This window comes from Lysobacter sp. Root916, from assembly GCF_001429785.1.
GTDB lineage: Bacteria > Pseudomonadota > Gammaproteobacteria > Xanthomonadales > Xanthomonadaceae > Lysobacter.
This window is the reverse complement of record NZ_LMJF01000013.1, coordinates 424,666-439,694: the sequence shown is the minus strand read 5'-3', so window position 1 is coordinate 439,694 and position 15,029 is coordinate 424,666. Positions and strand designations below refer to the sequence as shown.

Sequence of the window (15,029 nt, the reverse complement as noted above, 5' to 3'; positions counted from 1 at the left end):
CGGACAAAAAAAGACGCCGGCGTTAAGCATAACGGCCGGCGTCTCGAACCAGGAGTATCGGGTGTGACCGGCGTCGCGGGCGGAAGTTCCGGCGCCGTGGCGGGGGTCAACGCGGGCGCGCGGCGCGCTCCTGCGCAACTAAAGTGTCGGTAATGCGCAGCATGTCCTCGAAACTGGTGCCGATCACCCGGTATTTTCCGTTAACGATCAAGGTCGGGGTCTGGCTGACGCCGCTGCGCATCATGAATTGCTTGCCACGGTTGACCTTGGCGATGGTGGCGAAGCTGTTCATGGCCGCCACGAATTGCTGCGGATTGGCGCCGTAGCGGCCGTAGAAGCGGCCGATCGCGGCATCGTCGGGCTTGTCGCCTTCGCCGGGCATGCTCTGCTCGAGGTGGATGGCACGGATCAGAGCGTCGTGGCTGCGTGCGACCAGGCCCATCGAATCGGCGACGTAGTAGGCGCGGGCGTAAGGGTCCCACTCCGGGCCGAACGGCGCCGGCACATAGGTCAGGTGCACGTCCGCGCCCTGCTTGGCCTTCCAGGCGTTGACCAGGGGCTGAAACTGCGCGCAGGCGGGGCAGACGTAGCCGAACACCTCGACCACCTCGATCTTGCCGGGCACCGGCACGAACGGCTGGCCGCCCTCGATCAGTTCGTAGTCGGTGCCTTTGACCAAACCGCTCTCGGCGGGCGCAGGGGGTGGCGGGCTTGCCGGGGCCGGGGACGCGGCGGCGTCGGTGGGCGCGGCGGCCGCGGCTGCGGCTTCGGCCGACACCGCCGGTTCGCCTTCGACCGCGGGTTCGGCGGCGGTTGCGGGGGCCGGCGTCGCGGCGGACTGCGCGGGCGCGGCCTCGGGCTTGCAGGCGCCCAGGCTCAGCAGCGCGATCAGGAGCAGGGCAAGGCGGGTCTGGGGCATGGGTCGGCTCCGGGCCGGATCGTGGCCGGCCCGGGTGGGCCGCATCGGCGCCCACGATAAAAGAAATCGCGGCGGCCGTATGCGGTCGCGCACAAACGAAAACGCCGGCCAGGGGCCGGCGTTTAGGGGCGGGACGCGGCGGGTGCCGCGTGCCCTGGGCTCAGGCGCCGGCGGCCGGCTTGGCCGCGTCGTCCTTGGCCGGCGCCGCCGGAGCGGGCACGGCCGGCGCTGGTGCTGCGGCGGGCGCCGCGGCGGCCGGAGCGGCCGGCGCATCGGCCGCGGCGAAGTCCTCGGCGCGGTCGTGCAGGCCCTGCAGGTAGCTGGACAGCGCGCCGATTTCCTCGTCGCTGAGGTTCTTGGCCACGCCCGCCATCACGTTGAACAGGTGCGGATCGCGCTGGGTGGTGGTGCCGGCGCGGTACTCCTCCAGACGACGCTGCGAGTACGCGGCCTGCTGACCGGCGATGTGCGGGTAGGCCGGGCCCGGGTTGCCGGCGCCGCCGGGACCGTGGCAGGCCATGCAGGCCGGGATGCCGCGCGCCTTGTCGCCGGCCAGGAACAGCTGCTGGCCGACTTCGAAGAACTTCTTGTCCTTGTTCGGACCCGTCGCGATCACGGTGTCGTCGGCCACGCCGGCGCCGGACTTCTGGGTCGCGAAGTAGGCGCCCAGGTCGCGTGCGTCCTGCGTGGTCAGCGCATCGGCGTAGGGCTTCATCGCCGCGGCCATGCCGGTGTTGCGCTCGCCGCTCTTGAACAGCGCGATCTGGTGGGCGATGTAGCGCTCGCTCTGGCCGGCCAGGCGCGGGTACTGCGGATCGGTCGGATTGCCGTCGAGGCCGTGGCAGGCCGCGCAGGTGCCCGCCTTGGTGGCGCCCGCCTTGACGTCGCCCCACGAGGCCGGCTTCTCGACCAGCGGCGCGGCCTGGACCGGCTCCTTGTCGGGGATCGGCGTGATCGTGGGCTGGGCGTAGGCGACGGCAACGGCCGCCAGAACGGTCAGACCGACGATGCCTAGGACGCGGGCTTGGCTCATGTAGCTGGGCTCCGAAACACTGGGATGGCGGGCCGCGATGCGGTCGCCGGAACCTCGGAATTATCGTCGCGGGGGCAGGGCGGGTCAACGCGAATCGGTGCCCGCGAGCCGTTCGGCACGGCCTTTCGGGCCGAAAACACGGCCCGCGACGGGCGTTGGGCACCGTTGCCGTGCGATCCTAGCCGCATGGTCAATCCCCTCGCCCGCGCCCGCTACCTGTTGGCGGCGCACACGCCCAAGCAGCTACCGCCCGACGGCGGCTTCGAAGTCGCCTTCGCCGGCCGCTCCAACGCCGGCAAGTCCAGCGCCCTCAACGCCATGTGCCAGCAGAACGCGCTGGCGCGGGTGTCCAAGACGCCCGGACGTACCCAGCAGCTGGTCTTTTTCGATATTCCGCCCAGCACCGACCGCTACCTGGTCGACCTGCCCGGCTACGGCTACGCCAAGGTCCCGCAGGACCTGCAGGCGCACTGGCAGGCCTTCATCGACCAGTACTTCCAGACCCGCCAGGCCCTGCGCGGCCTGGTGGTGGTGATGGACATCCGCCATCCGCTCAAGGACTACGACCGCCAGATGCTGGGCTACGCGGTGTCGCGCGGCCTGCCCGCGCACGCGCTGCTGACCAAGGCCGACAAGTTCGGCCGCGGCCAGCAAACCCAGGCCCTGCTGGCGGTGCGCAAGGATCTGTTCTCGTCCTATGGCAATTCGGTCAGCGTGCAGACCTTCTCCGGCGAGTCCAAGCAGGGCGTGGACGAAGCGCGCGCGGTGGTCGGCGGCTGGCTGGGACTGACCGCGCCCGCCACCGCCTGAGTCGGCGTCAGGGCGCGATCGGCGCCGCGCTCACGATTTCCCCGCGCGCGTCGTAGCGGCGCGCGGTATCGAGCTTGCCGTCGCCGTCGCTGTCGAATTCGCCGCGGCTCGGCACGAGGCGTTCGTAGGCCACGCGCTTGATCACATCGCCGCGGGCGTTGAGCCATTCTTCGCGCGCGAGCACGGTGTGTTCGGCCTGCACGCGGTAGTCCGGCTTGCCGTCGCCGTCCGTGTCGATGGTCGTGCCGAGCCAACCCCGCGCATCGTAGAGCTGGTTGGTTTCCATGTAGCCATCGAAGTTGTCGTCCAGCTCAAGCCCCGAGAGACGGCCGTCCTTTCCGTAACTGGCGATCTCGTCGTCTTGCCCGTCGTGATTGCGGTCGTTCTCGGTGCGCACGAGCTGGCCGTCCTCGTAGATCGAACGCTGGTCGGTCGCTCCGTCGCGATTGACATCGTCGGCCAGGACGTCGACGCGGGTACGCATCGCGTTCCAGGTCAGGGCGGCGCCGAACGCGGCGCCGAGCAGGGCCGCGACCAGCACCGGCGCCCAGCTACGCCTTTGCGGCGTCGCCGCGGCGACCTCGGCGGGCGCGGCGCCCTCGTCCTCGTCGTCCGGCGGCACCGGCATGCTTTCCCATTCGCGCACCACTTCCCGCGCCCGCGCTTCGTGCTCGTCGGCCACCGACACCGTCACCAGTCCGCTCATCGGCAACTCGCCGGCGCCGCCTTCCAGCAGGCCGCCGTTGACGAAGGCGGTCATGCCTTCGTGCTCCAGCAGCTGGCGCACCAGGTGCGCGTCGGTGGAATGCGCGGCGCGGTAGACGATTTTCATGAGGATCCTTTGGGCGATACGAGGGCTGCAGGTCGCGGAGCGAGTCTTACGGCGAGGCTAGTTCGTTTCCGCCAAACGCGGGTCCATGGCCGCGCGCAAGGCATCGACCAGGGCGTTGATCGCCACGATCAGCGCGCCCACCACCAGCACCACGCCCAGCACCAGGGTGTAGTCGCGGTTGAGCGCGCCCTGGACGAAGTAGCGGCCCATGCCGGGGATGCCGAACACCTGCTCGACCACGGCCGAGCCGGTGACTACGTTGATCAGCGCCGGCGACAGCCAGGCCGCGACCGGCAGCAGGGCGGGCTTCATCGCATGCGCCAACAGCAGACGGGTTTCGGACAAGCCGCGCGCACGCGCGGCCTTTAGGTAGTCGGCCGACAAGGTCTCCAGCAGCGAGGCGCGGGTGAGGCGCGCGCAGTAGGCGATGTTGGGCAAGGCCAGCGCGATCACCGGCAACACCACGTGGCTCCAGCCGCCCCAGCCGCCGGCCGGCAGCCAGTGCAGGCTTACCGCGAACAGCAGCACCAGCAGCGGCGCGGCGACGAACTTGGGAATCGCCAGCCCAAGGCCGGCCGCGAACATCAGCACGCGGTCGGTCCAGCGCCCGGCACGCAAGGCGGCCCAGGTGCCCAGCGGTATGCCCAGGATCAAGGCGAGCAATAGCGCGAGACCGCCGTTGAGCATCGACACCGGCAGCGCGCTGGCGATCAGTTGGGTCACGCGGTAGTCGGGGTATTGGAACGAAGGCCCGAGGTCGCCGCGTACCACATCGCCCAGCCAGGCCGCGTACTGCGCGGGCAGAGGGCGATCGAGCCGGTACTGCGCCGCCAGCGCGGCCTGCACTTCCGGCGGCGCCGCCTTCTCGGTGTCGAAGGGGCCGCCGGGCGCGGCGCGCAGCAGTACGAAGCACAGCGTCGCCAGCAGCCACAGCGTGAGCACGGCTTCGAACAAGCGCGAGGCCCAGCGCTTCATGGCGTGGCCTCCAGGCTCAGCCAACGACTCGCGTGCCGGTCCAACGCATTGGATTCGTAGCCGCGCACGCGCTCGCCGACCAGATGCTTGGACGTGTAGTAGTACAGCGGAATCACCGCATCGGCGTTCAGCAGCCGGGTCTCGGCCGCGTGCAGCCAGGCATTGCGCGCAGCCTCGCTCTTGGCCGCGTCGGCGCGCGCGAGACGGTCGCGGAAACCGGCGTCGTCGTAGCCGCTCCAGTTCAGGGGCCCGTCGCTGCCGAACGCGGCCAGGAAGTTGCGCGCATCGGGCACGTCGCCGATCCAGCCGCCGCGAAACACCTGGGTGATCGCGCGCTGGCGGCGGTTCTGCACGAACACCTTCCATTCCTCGTTGCGCAGGCGCACCTGCACGCCCAGGGTCTGGCGCCACATCGCCGCCACCGCCAACGCCAGCCGGCGGTGCGGGGTGGAGGTGTTGTAGCGCAGCTCGATCACCAGCGGTTGAGCGTCCGAATAGCCGGCCGCGCGGTACAGCGCGCGCGCCTGCGCCTCGCGCTGCGCCTGGCTCAAGCCGGCCCAGGGCGCCGACGCCGGCGTGTAACCCGCGATGCCCGGCGGCACGATGCCGTAGGCCGGGGTCTCGCCCAGGCCGGTGACGTGGCGGGTGAGCTTGTCGCGATCGATCGCCAGCGCCAGCGCTTGGCGCAACTGCGGGGCGTCGCGCAGCGGCGGCCGGGTCAGGTTCATGCCCAGCCAGAACGCGCCCAGATAGGGCGACAGGCGCAGGCGTTCGCCGAAGCGCGCGCGCAGCGCGGCCAGCGGCTGCGGCGGCACCACCTCGGTAATGTCCAGATCGCCGGCAGCGAAGCGCTGCAGTTCCGCGGCCGCGTCCTCGGTCACGTGGTAGCGCACCTGCGCGATCGCGACCCGGGCCGCGTCGTGGAAGCGCGGGTTGCGCTGCACCAGCAGGTTCGCCTGCGGCGTCCACGCGGCGAGCGTGTAAGCGCCGTTCGACACCAGCCGCCCGGGCCGGGTGTGCTGCGCACCGTGGCGTTCGACCGCGGGCAGGTAGACCGGGAACGCGATCGGCAGGGTCAGCAGCGCGGGCAACGACGCGCTGCGCTGCAGGCGGAATACCACCGTGCGCGCGTCCGGCGCCGACACGCCCAGCGCGCCGGGCGGCAGCCGCCCGGCCTGCACCGCCTGGGCGTTCTCCAGGGCATCGAACAATTCGCCGAACGGCGCCGCGGTCGCCGGTTCGAACGCGCGCCGGAAGCTGGCGACGATCTGCGGCGCGTCCAGCGTTTCGCCGTTGCTCCAGCGCAGGTCGGGGCGCAGCGCGAAGGTCCAGGTGCGGCCGTCGGCCGACACCGTCCAGCGCTGCGCCATGCCCGGCACCAGACGGCCGTGCGCGTCTTCGGTGACCAGGCCCTCGTAGAGGTCGCGCAGCACGTTGCCGCAGGCCACCTCCTGACAGCGGTGCGCATCCAGCGTGCTCGGCTCGGGGCCGTTGCCGCGCTCCAGGGTCTGGGCAGGCACGGTCAGCGGCATCAGCGCCAGTAGCAGGGCCGAACCATAGCGTTGCAGGACGGACGTTGTTCGGCGCAAGGCGAGGGCTACACTGCCAGGGTCTGGTGATTGTAGGTCAGTGGCCGCATATCCCCGGAAATGGTACGGGCCGGAGCGTCGCAGGACGCCAGGGCCTTCCGCGCGTCGCAACGGCGGCGCGCGAGCAAGGCATCCCGCCTTGCAGCGGGGTGTCGACGAACGAGGTGCGCGTGTCCGGTCCCAGCCAGGTCAAGGATGTCCCGATTCCGCCGATGGCCAGCGGCGGTCGCACCGCGCTGATCGAATACCTCGCGTCCGGCGTGCGCCACGACGACGACTGGAAGATCGGCACCGAGCACGAGAAGTTCGGTTACCGCACCGACGACCTGCGCCCGCCCACCTTCGACGGCGAGCGCGGCATCGAAGCCCTGCTCAAGGGTCTGACCCAGTTCGGTTGGGCGCCGGTGGAGGAGCACGGTCGGGTGATCGCGCTGACCCGCGACGAAGCCTCGGTATCGCTGGAACCGGCCGGACAGCTGGAGCTGTCCGGCGCGCCGTTGGCGACCCTGCACGACACCTGCTGCGAGGCCGCCCAGCACCTGCGCGAAGTGCGCGCGGTGGCCGAGCCGATGGGCCTGGGCTTCCTCGGCATGGGCTTCCAGCCCAAGTGGCGCCGCGACGAAATGCCGTGGATGCCCAAGGGCCGTTACAAGATCATGCGCGAGTACATGCCCAAGGTCGGCAGCCTGGGCCTGGACATGATGACCCGCACCAGCACGGTGCAGGTCAACCTGGACGTGCGCGACGAAGCCGACATGGTGAAGAAGTTCCGCGTGTCGCTGGCCTTGCAGCCGATCGCGACCGCGCTGTTCGCCGATTCGCCGTTCACCGAGGGCAAGCCCAACGGCTATCTGTCCTACCGCTCGCACATCTGGACCGACACCGACCGCGACCGCACCGGCCTGCTCGATTTCGTGTTCGAGGACGGTTTCGGTTACGAGCGCTACGTCGATTATCTGCTCGACGTGCCGATGTACTTCGTCTACCGCGACGGCCGCTACATCGATGCCGCCGGCCAGTCGTTCCGCGACTACATGGACGCCAAGCTGCCGGCCTATCCCGACCAGCGACCGACTCTGAAGGACTGGGCCGACCACACCACCACCGCTTTCCCGGAAGTGCGTCTGAAGAAGTACCTGGAGATGCGCGGCGCCGACTCCGGCCCCTGGAACCGCATCTGCGCCTTGTCGGCGTTCTGGGTCGGTCTGCTGTACGACGCCAGCGCGCTCGACGCCGCCTGGGACCTGGTCCTGGACTTCACGCCCGAGGAGCGCCACGCCCTGCGCGACGGCGTGCCCAAGCACGCGCTGCAGTTGCCGTTCCGCGACGGCAAGGTGCTGGATCTGGCCCGCCGCGCGCTGGAGATTTCCGCGCACGGCCTGCGCCGGCGCGGCAAGCTCAACGGCAACGGCGCCGACGAATCGATCTACCTGGACCCGCTGCTGGAGTTCGTCGAGCGCGGCCAGACCCCGGCAGAGCGCAAGCTCGAGCTGTTCCATGGCGCCTGGGACGGCAGCGTGGATCCGGTGTTCAGCGAGTTCGCTTACTGAATTTGGACTCGATTGCGGTGCGCCTTCGGCTTACCGCATCCTACTTAGGCTGAGGGAGCCGCTCTTTCTAGTCATTGCCGCGCCGTCGTTGCAGGCTGAGGGAGCCGCTCTTTCTAGTCATTGCCGCGCCGTCGTTGCAATGTCTTGGCCGTCTGCTTTGGCTCGTCATTCCCGCGAAGGCGGGAATCCAGTGACTTGATTGAGTTCCGGCGTATCGCGTCGTTGAATCGAAGCCGATTCCTGCATTGGACCTTTGCACAGCGGCGAACCACCGCGCTGAAGGCACTGGATTCCCGCTTTCGCGGGAATGACGGCAAAGGCAGCAACAGCAACAGCAACAGCAGGCGGCGCGCCTCAGCCCGCCGGCCCGGTCATCAGCTGCTTAGACAACTGCTTGAGCTGATCCAGCGCCGGCTTGTTGATACGCCGCGCGTAAACCGGCAAACGCTTCGCCTTTGCCAACGCACGCTCGCACAGCGCACGCGCGGATTCCTGCTCGCCCCAGCCGACCAGGGCCTGCGCGTAGTAGGCATGCGCGTCGAAACCGCTGCTGTAGCCGACCAGCGCTTCGAACTCCTCGCGCGCCTTGGCGCGATCGCCTTCGGCCGCGACCGCGCGCGCATAGGTGAGGTGACCGTCCAGCGAGCGGAACTCCGGTCGGCGCTTGATCAGCTCGTCCAGCATCTCGCGCGCGCGCCGCGCGTGGCCGCATTCCAGCAGCGCCCGCGCCAGCCGTACCTGGATGTCCGGATCGTCGGCATGGATGCCTTTGAGCGCGGACTCGTAATGCGTGGCCGCTTCCGAGGCGCGGCCGCTGGCGAGCAGGGCATCGGCCAGGCGCAGGCGGCGGTCGGTGGTGGGCGAATCCTCGAACGCGTCCTGGGCCTCGCGCAATTCGCGGGTCGGATCCAGCGCGCGCTTGACCCCGCCGACCAGGGCGCGGCCATGGCGGCTGTAGCGCATCTCCGGCAGCCAGATCGTCAGCGCGTAGATCACGCTGCCCAGCAGCGGAAACATGAAAAGGATGCCCAGCCAATAACGCTCCTGCCCACTGCGCACCGCGTGTACGGCGAAGAACAGCGCCACCAGCACGTGGACGCCCAAACCCAGGAACGGCATACGGTCTCCCCCGACCGGTAATAGAAGAATAGTGTCGGGCGCCGCCGGGCTTCTGGCTAGCGCGGCGCCTGGCGCGAAATGTGTGCCGCAGATCGTTACGAATGCAACCAAATCGATCGCATCGAAATTGCTGCAACGCACAAGTTGCTGATATAGCCTAGCCGCATGAATGTCATGACCGACACCAGCGACGAACCCCTGCGCGCGGTCGATTTCGCGCCCACCGATGCCCTGCTGCGCGAAGACGTCAAAATTCTCGGCGCCCTCGTCGGCGAGATCCTGGCCGAGCAGCGCGGCCCCGGCTTTCTCGACGCGGTCGAGCGCCTGCGCCGCGCCGCGATCCGGCGCCGCGAGTCCGACCGCCCGATCGCCGCGCTGGCCGATGCGCTGGCCGACATCGACCTGGAGCAGGCCTCCGACCTGGTGCGCGCCTTCGCCACCTATTTCCAGGCGGTCAACCTGGCCGAGCGCGTGCACCGCATCCGCCGCCGCCGCGACTACGAGCGCAGCGGCGCGGCCGCGCAGCCCGGCGGCTTGCGCGACGTGCTGCTGGCGCTGTCGCACGAAGGCGTCGGCGCCGCCGAGCTGGCCGAACTGCTGCCGCGCCTGCGCATCGAGCCGGTGTTCACCGCCCACCCCACCGAAGCGGTGCGGCGCGCGCTGCTGGAAAAGGAGCGCCAGATCGTCGGCTGCCTGGTCGCCGACATCGACCGCGGCCGCACCCCGCCGGAGCGCCGCGCCGACCGCGAGCGCATCCGCCTGGCCCTGACCGCCAGCTGGCAGACCGCCGAAGCGCCCGCGGCCAAGCCCAGCGTGGCCGACGAGTTCGAGCACGTCGGCTTCTACCTGTCCGACGTGCTCTATCGGGTGCTGCCGGTCTTCTACGAAATGTTCGAGGAAGCGCTGCGCGAAGCCTATGGCGACACGCCGGCGCTGCCCGACGTGCTCGGCTTCGGCACCTGGGTCGGCGGCGACATGGACGGCAACCCCAACGTCGGCGCCGACACCGTCGCCGCGACCCTGGCCGGGCAGCGCGCGCTGGTGCTGCGCGCGTATCGGCGCGATCTGGATGCGCTGGGCGAACTGCTGAGCCAGTCGGTGACGCGGGTGAAGGTCGACGAAGCCGTGCTCGCGCGGGTCGAGGATTACAGCTACCTGCTGCCCAAGGCCGCCGCCGCGCTCAAGCCGCGCCACGCCGACATGCCGTACCGCAACCTGCTCAGTCTGATGTCGGCGCGCCTGCAGGCCACCGCCGACGAGAGCGTGCACGGCTATCCCGACGTGGGCGCCTTCCTGGCCGACATCGCCGCCATCGAAGACAGTCTCAACGCCAATCAGGGCGGCCACGCCGGCGGCTTCGCGGTGCGCCGTCTGCGCCGCCGCGCCGAATGCTTCGGCTTCCATTTGGCCAGCCTGGATCTGCGCCAGGACTCGGCCACCCACGACGCCGCGCTGGCCGCGCTGCTCGGCGATGCGGACTGGGAAACGCGCGCGCCGGCCGAGCGTGCGCAGCGCCTGCATGCCCTGCTCGACGGCAGCGCGCCGCCGCGCAGCGACGGCAACGGCGCCGCGCGCGCCAGCCTGGACGTGTTCCGCGCGGTCGCGCGTCTGCGCCCACGCTACGGCGAGCGTGCGTTCGGGCCCTACATCGTCAGCATGAGCCGCAGCGCCGCCGACGCCCTGGCCGTACTCGCGCTGGCACGCACCGCCGGCTGCGTGGACACGGCCGGACGCGTGCCGCTGGACGTGGCGCCGCTATTCGAAACCGTCGACGATCTGGACGCCGCCGCCGACACCCTGCGCGCGCTGTTCGCCGACCCGGTCTACCGCGCCCATCTGGATGCGCGCGGCGGCCGCCAGGTGGTGATGCTGGGCTATTCCGACAGCGCCAAGGACGGCGGCATGCTGGCCTCGCGCTGGGCGCTGCAGCAGACCCAGGTCGCGCTGACCGCCCTTGCGCACGACAGCGGCGTGCGCATCGCCTTCTTCCATGGCCGCGGCGGCTCGATCAGCCGCGGCGGCGGCAAAACCGAGCGCGCGGTGATCGCCGCGCCGCGCGGTTCGGTCGACGGCTTCCTGCGCCTGACCGAACAGGGCGAGGTGATCCACCGCAAGTACGGCATCCGCGCGATCGCGCTGCGCAATCTGGAACAGACCACCGGCGCGGTGCTGCGCGCGACCCTGCGCCCGCGCCCGCCCGAACCGCGCGAAGCGGGTTGGCGCGCGATCGCCTCCGAGCTGGCCCTGGCCGCGCGCGCGCACTATCGCGCGTTGGTGCACGAAGACGCGTTGTTCCCGGCCTACTTCCGTGCCGCTACGCCGATCGATGTGATCGAACGCCTGCGCATCGGGTCGCGCCCGGCCAAGCGCGCGGGCGCTGGCGATATCGGCTCGCTGCGTGCGATCCCCTGGGTGTTCGCCTGGTCGCAGAACCGCGCCGGCCTGACCGCCTGGTACGGCGTCGGCACCGCGCTGGAGCAGGCGCTCGCGCGCCACGGCCGCGAGACCCTGGCCGAAATGGCGCGCGACTGGCCGTTCTTCACCACCCTGATCGACGATTTGGAAATGGTGCTGGCCAAGTCCGACCCGGCGATCTTCGAGCGCTACTCGCTGTTGGCCGCGGCGCTGCCGGAAGGCGATCTGCATGCGCGCTTTCATCCGGGTATCGCCGCCGAGTTCCAGCGCACGCGCGAGGCGGTGCTGGCGATCAAGGGCAGTCGCGAGCTGCTGGTGGGCGACCACCGCCTGCGCCAGTCGATCCGCCTGCGCAATCCCTACGTCGATCCGATCAGCCTGCTCCAGGTCGATCTGCTGGCGCGCTGGCGCGCTGCCGGTCGCCCCGATGACGCCCTGCAGCAAGCGCTGGTGGCGACCGTCAACGGCATCGCGGCCGGCGTGCAGAACACCGGCTGAGCGCGCCGAGTAGCTGCGCGCGCTCTAAAAGCAAATCCCCCCTAGCCCCCTTTTTCAAAGGGGGGAATCGTGGTGTGTCCGGCGCCGATTGGCAGCGCCGCGGGGCTGGTTGAACTTCAGCGCGGGGATACGCGCCCTTCTGCGCGCGGCCTTTGATACTATCCCCCAGTATCCAGCGCTCGTCGTCCGAGGCCATGCCATGCCCCATTCTCCGGCAGAGAAAAAGCGCGTCCTTACCCGCGTGCGCCGCATCAAGGGCCAGACCGAGGCTCTGGAGCGCGCGCTGGAGCAGGGCAGCGAATGCGCGGCCGTGCTGCAGCAGATCGCCGCGATCCGCGGCGCGATCAACGGCCTGATGTCGGAAGTGCTGGAAAGCCATATCCGCGAGGAGCTCGGCCAGGCCGTGTCCTCGCAAAAAAACCGCAGCGCCAGCATCGACGAAGTCGCCGCGCTGGTGCGCTCGTATCTGAAATGAGTCCGTTCCCACGCAACCCGCGGCGCCGCATCGCGTCGCCGCCCGCAAACGCAGGAGTGTCATCCCCATGAGCCGGGTCATCAAAAGTCGCGCCGCCGTCGCCTTCGCCGCCGGACAGCCCTTGCAGGTCGTCGAGATCGACGTCGAGCCGCCGCGCAAGGGCGAGGTGCTGGTGCGCATCGTCGCCACCGGCGTCTGCCACACCGATGCCTTTACCCTCAGCGGCGACGATCCCGAAGGCCTGTTTCCGGCCGTGCTCGGCCACGAGGGCGGCGGCGTGGTGGTCGAAGTCGGCGAAGGCGTCACCAGCGTCAAGCCCGGCGACCACGTGATCCCGCTGTACACGGCCGAATGCCGGCAGTGCAAATTCTGCCTGTCGGGCAAGACCAATCTTTGCCAGGCCGTGCGCGCCACCCAGGGCCGCGGCGTGATGCCCGACGGCACCTCGCGTTTCAGCTACAACGGCCAGCCCATCCATCACTACATGGGCTGCAGCACCTTCAGCGAATACACCGTGGTGGCGGAGATCTCGCTGGCGGTGGTGAACCCCGAGGCCGCGCTGGAGAAGGTCTGCCTGCTCGGCTGCGGCGTGACCACCGGCATCGGCGCGGTCCACAACACCGCCAAGGTCCAGCCCGGCGACACCGTCGCGGTGTTCGGCCTGGGCGGCATCGGCCTGGCGGTGATCCAGGGTGCGGTGCAAGCCAAGGCCGGCCGCATCATCGGCATCGACACCAATCCCGGCAAGTTCGCGCTGGCCAAGCAGATGGGCGCGACCGATTGCGTGGACCCGACCGAACATGCGCGCCCGATCCAGGAGGTGCTGGTGGAGATGACCGACGGCGGCGTGGATTACAGTTTCGAATGCATCGGCAACGTCCACGTGATGCGTTCGGCGCTGGAGTGCTGCCACAAGGGCTGGGGCGAGTCGGTGATCATCGGCGTCGCCGGCGCGGGCCAGGAAATCAGCACGCGTCCGTTCCAACTGGTGACCGGCCGGGTCTGGCGCGGCTCGGCCTTCGGCGGCGTCAAGGGACGCACGCAGTTGCCGGGCATGGTCGAGCAGGCCATGAAGGGCGAGATCGACCTGGATCCCTTCATCACCCACACCCTGCCGCTGGAACGCATCAACGAAGCCTTCGACCTGATGCACGAGGGCAAGTCGATCCGCACCGTGATCCACTACTGACATGCAGCGCAGCGAAGCCCACGCCAGCCACGGCGGCCGCCAGGAAGTCTGGCAGCACGATTCCAGCGCGCTCGGATGCAGCATGCGCTATGCGGTCTACCTGCCGCCGCAGGCGCAGCACCAAGCCTGCCCGGTGCTGTACTGGCTGTCGGGCCTGACCTGCAGCGAGCAGAACTTCATCACCAAGGCCGGCGCGCAGCGTTACGCCGCCGAGCATGGTCTGATCCTGGTCGTGCCCGACACCAGCCCGCGCGGCGCCGACGTCGCCGATGCCGACGGCTATGACCTCGGCCAGGGCGCCGGCTTCTACCTCAACGCCACCCGCGAGCCCTGGGCCAAGCACTACCGCATGTACGACTACGTGGTCGAGGAATTGCCGGCGCTGGTCGATGCGCACTTCCCGACCACCAGCGCGCGAGGCATCAGCGGGCATTCGATGGGCGGGCACGGCGCGCTCACCATCGCCCTCAAGAACCCCGGCCGCTATCGCAGCGTGTCGGCGTTCTCGCCGATCGTTGCGCCCTCGCAGGTGCCTTGGGGCGAGAAGGCCTTCGCGGCCTACCTGGGCGAAGACCGCGAAGCCTGGCGCGAATGGGACGCGACCGAGCTGATCGCGCAGGCACGCGAGCGCCTGCCGCTGCTGATCGATCAGGGCGAGGCCGACGAGTTCCTGTCCACGCAACTGAAACCCGAACGGCTACGCGCGGCCTGCGAGAAGGCGGGCCATCCGTTGCAACTGCGCCTGCGGCCGGGCTACGACCATAGCTACTACTTCATCGCCAGCTTCATCGGCGAGCACATCGCGCATCACGCGGCGGCATTGCGGGGGTAAGCGAAGCTGGTAGCGGGGGCGGGATTTGAACCTGCGACGTCCGCGAAGCAAATCCCCCTCAATCCCCCTTTTTCAAAGGGGGAAGACAAGCGGCGGCGCGGTTCGCTCCCGTCAAGGTGCCGTTCCCCTTTCGAGGCGCTGTTTCCCCTTCGATGTGCAGTTCCCCTTTCGAGGCGCTGTTTCCCCTTCGATGTGCAGTTCCCCTTTCGAGGCGCTGTTTCCCCTTCGATGTACAGTTCCCCCCTTTGAAAAAGGGGGGGTAGGGGGGATTTGCTTTTGAGCCTGCCAAGCCCCAGCCCCTCAAGCCGCCGTCACATCCCGCAGCTCCCACCCCGTGCCCGCCAGCAAACGCATGCGGTGCTTGAGCACAGTGCCGGGAATGGTCGAGGTCAACACCAGATCGATGTGCAGATCGTCCTGCTGGCCGTCGACGGTGGCGCCGGGGTCGGTGGCGCCGAGGCTGGCGTCGACCTCGTCCGGGTCGGGCTGCAGCGCGCGCCAGCGTTCGAATAGGCGATCGTTCCGCAAGGCATCCTGCAATTGCTCGGCGAAGCCCTCGGCGCTGACCGCGGAGAACGACAATGAGGGCTCGCTGCCGCGCGCGCGCTCGGCGTCGGGAAGGCTGAGGTAATAACGGGTGGCCATCATGGCGTCTCGTGCGGGAACTGGCCCTAGCCTAGGACGCCGAACATGCGTGGTTTGTGAACGGCATGCGTCGAATCCGCGGCGTTGCGACGGCGGTCCGCCTGGGGCGGGTTTAGGCCGGCCCCAGCGCCCGCGCGCGGCGGGCCCG

Annotated in this window: 12 protein-coding genes and 1 pseudogene; 6 read left to right on the top strand and 7 right to left on the bottom strand. The window is 69.6% G+C overall.

The genetic code is table 11. From position 1 onward, the window contains the following. Window positions 1–106: 106 nt before the first annotated feature. Entirely contained in the window at window positions 107–919 is an 813-nt protein-coding gene (locus ASE35_RS14470; protein ID WP_057164282.1) for a thiol:disulfide interchange protein DsbA/DsbL, read from the bottom strand. 160 nt (window positions 920–1,079) lie between these two features. Further along, a complete protein-coding gene (locus ASE35_RS14465) occupies window positions 1,080–1,952 on the bottom strand; it encodes a c-type cytochrome (protein WP_057164281.1) in 873 nt (290 codons plus the stop codon). Between the two features lie 186 nt (window positions 1,953–2,138). On the opposite strand from ASE35_RS14465, the gene yihA reads away from it, so the two are divergent. Further along, window positions 2,139–2,762: a ribosome biogenesis GTP-binding protein YihA/YsxC gene (gene yihA, locus ASE35_RS14460; protein WP_057161077.1), complete on the top strand. Its 624-nt coding sequence runs from the start codon at window positions 2,139–2,141 to the stop codon at window positions 2,760–2,762. A 637-nt stretch (window positions 2,763–3,399) separates the two neighbouring features. On the opposite strand, the pseudogene ASE35_RS22080 reads toward yihA, so the two are convergent. The 3 genes and pseudogenes from ASE35_RS22080 to ASE35_RS14445 form a co-directional block, all read right to left on the bottom strand. Continuing rightward, window positions 3,400–3,594, bottom strand: a pseudogene (locus tag ASE35_RS22080) (DUF2007 domain-containing protein); the annotation flags it as partial. Between the two features lie 57 nt (window positions 3,595–3,651). Further along, window positions 3,652–4,569 carry an ABC transporter permease subunit gene (locus ASE35_RS14450; RefSeq protein WP_056181047.1) on the bottom strand — a complete coding sequence of 306 codons (918 nt, stop codon included), beginning with the start codon at window positions 4,567–4,569 and terminating at the stop codon, window positions 3,652–3,654. After that, window positions 4,566–6,158 carry a peptide ABC transporter substrate-binding protein gene (locus ASE35_RS14445; protein WP_157489484.1) on the bottom strand — a complete coding sequence of 531 codons (1,593 nt, stop codon included), beginning with the start codon at window positions 6,156–6,158 and terminating at the stop codon, window positions 4,566–4,568. Before ASE35_RS14445 ends, ASE35_RS14450 begins: the two co-directional genes overlap by 4 nt. 212 nt (window positions 6,159–6,370) lie before the next feature. On the opposite strand from ASE35_RS14445, the gene ASE35_RS14440 reads away from it, so the two are divergent. Then, complete coding sequence (locus tag ASE35_RS14440) at window positions 6,371–7,708, top strand: glutamate--cysteine ligase (RefSeq protein WP_157489495.1); 1,338 nt, start codon at window positions 6,371–6,373, stop codon at window positions 7,706–7,708. 354 nt (window positions 7,709–8,062) lie between these two features. Here the strand turns inward: ASE35_RS14440 and ASE35_RS14435 are convergent, their stop codons facing one another. Further along, entirely contained in the window at window positions 8,063–8,827 is a 765-nt protein-coding gene (locus ASE35_RS14435; RefSeq protein ID WP_057164279.1) for a tetratricopeptide repeat protein, read from the bottom strand. A gap of 174 nt (window positions 8,828–9,001) precedes the next feature. Between ASE35_RS14435 and ppc the strand changes: the two genes are divergently transcribed. The 4 genes from ppc to fghA all read left to right on the top strand — a co-directional run bounded on the left by ppc (window position 9,002) and on the right by fghA (window position 14,236). Next, a complete protein-coding gene (ppc, locus tag ASE35_RS14430; protein ID WP_057164335.1) occupies window positions 9,002–11,740 on the top strand; it encodes a phosphoenolpyruvate carboxylase in 2,739 nt (912 codons plus the stop codon). A 199-nt stretch (window positions 11,741–11,939) separates the two neighbouring features. Further along, window positions 11,940–12,215, top strand: coding sequence for a formaldehyde-responsive transcriptional repressor FrmR (frmR, locus tag ASE35_RS14425; RefSeq protein WP_056181038.1), 276 nt, complete (start codon window positions 11,940–11,942; stop codon window positions 12,213–12,215). A 79-nt stretch (window positions 12,216–12,294) separates the two neighbouring features. Then, window positions 12,295–13,404, top strand: coding sequence for an S-(hydroxymethyl)glutathione dehydrogenase/class III alcohol dehydrogenase (locus tag ASE35_RS14420; RefSeq protein ID WP_056181306.1), 1,110 nt, complete (start codon window positions 12,295–12,297; stop codon window positions 13,402–13,404). 1 nt (window position 13,405) lies between these two features. Continuing rightward, window positions 13,406–14,236, top strand: a complete 831-nt coding sequence (gene fghA / locus ASE35_RS14415) for an S-formylglutathione hydrolase (RefSeq protein WP_057164278.1) — start codon at window positions 13,406–13,408, stop codon at window positions 14,234–14,236. 300 nt (window positions 14,237–14,536) lie between these two features. Here fghA and ASE35_RS14410 read toward each other — a convergent pair whose 3' ends face one another. Continuing rightward, complete coding sequence (locus ASE35_RS14410; protein ID WP_056181303.1) at window positions 14,537–14,881, bottom strand: hypothetical protein; 345 nt, start codon at window positions 14,879–14,881, stop codon at window positions 14,537–14,539. Between the last annotated feature and the right edge of the window lie 148 nt (window positions 14,882–15,029).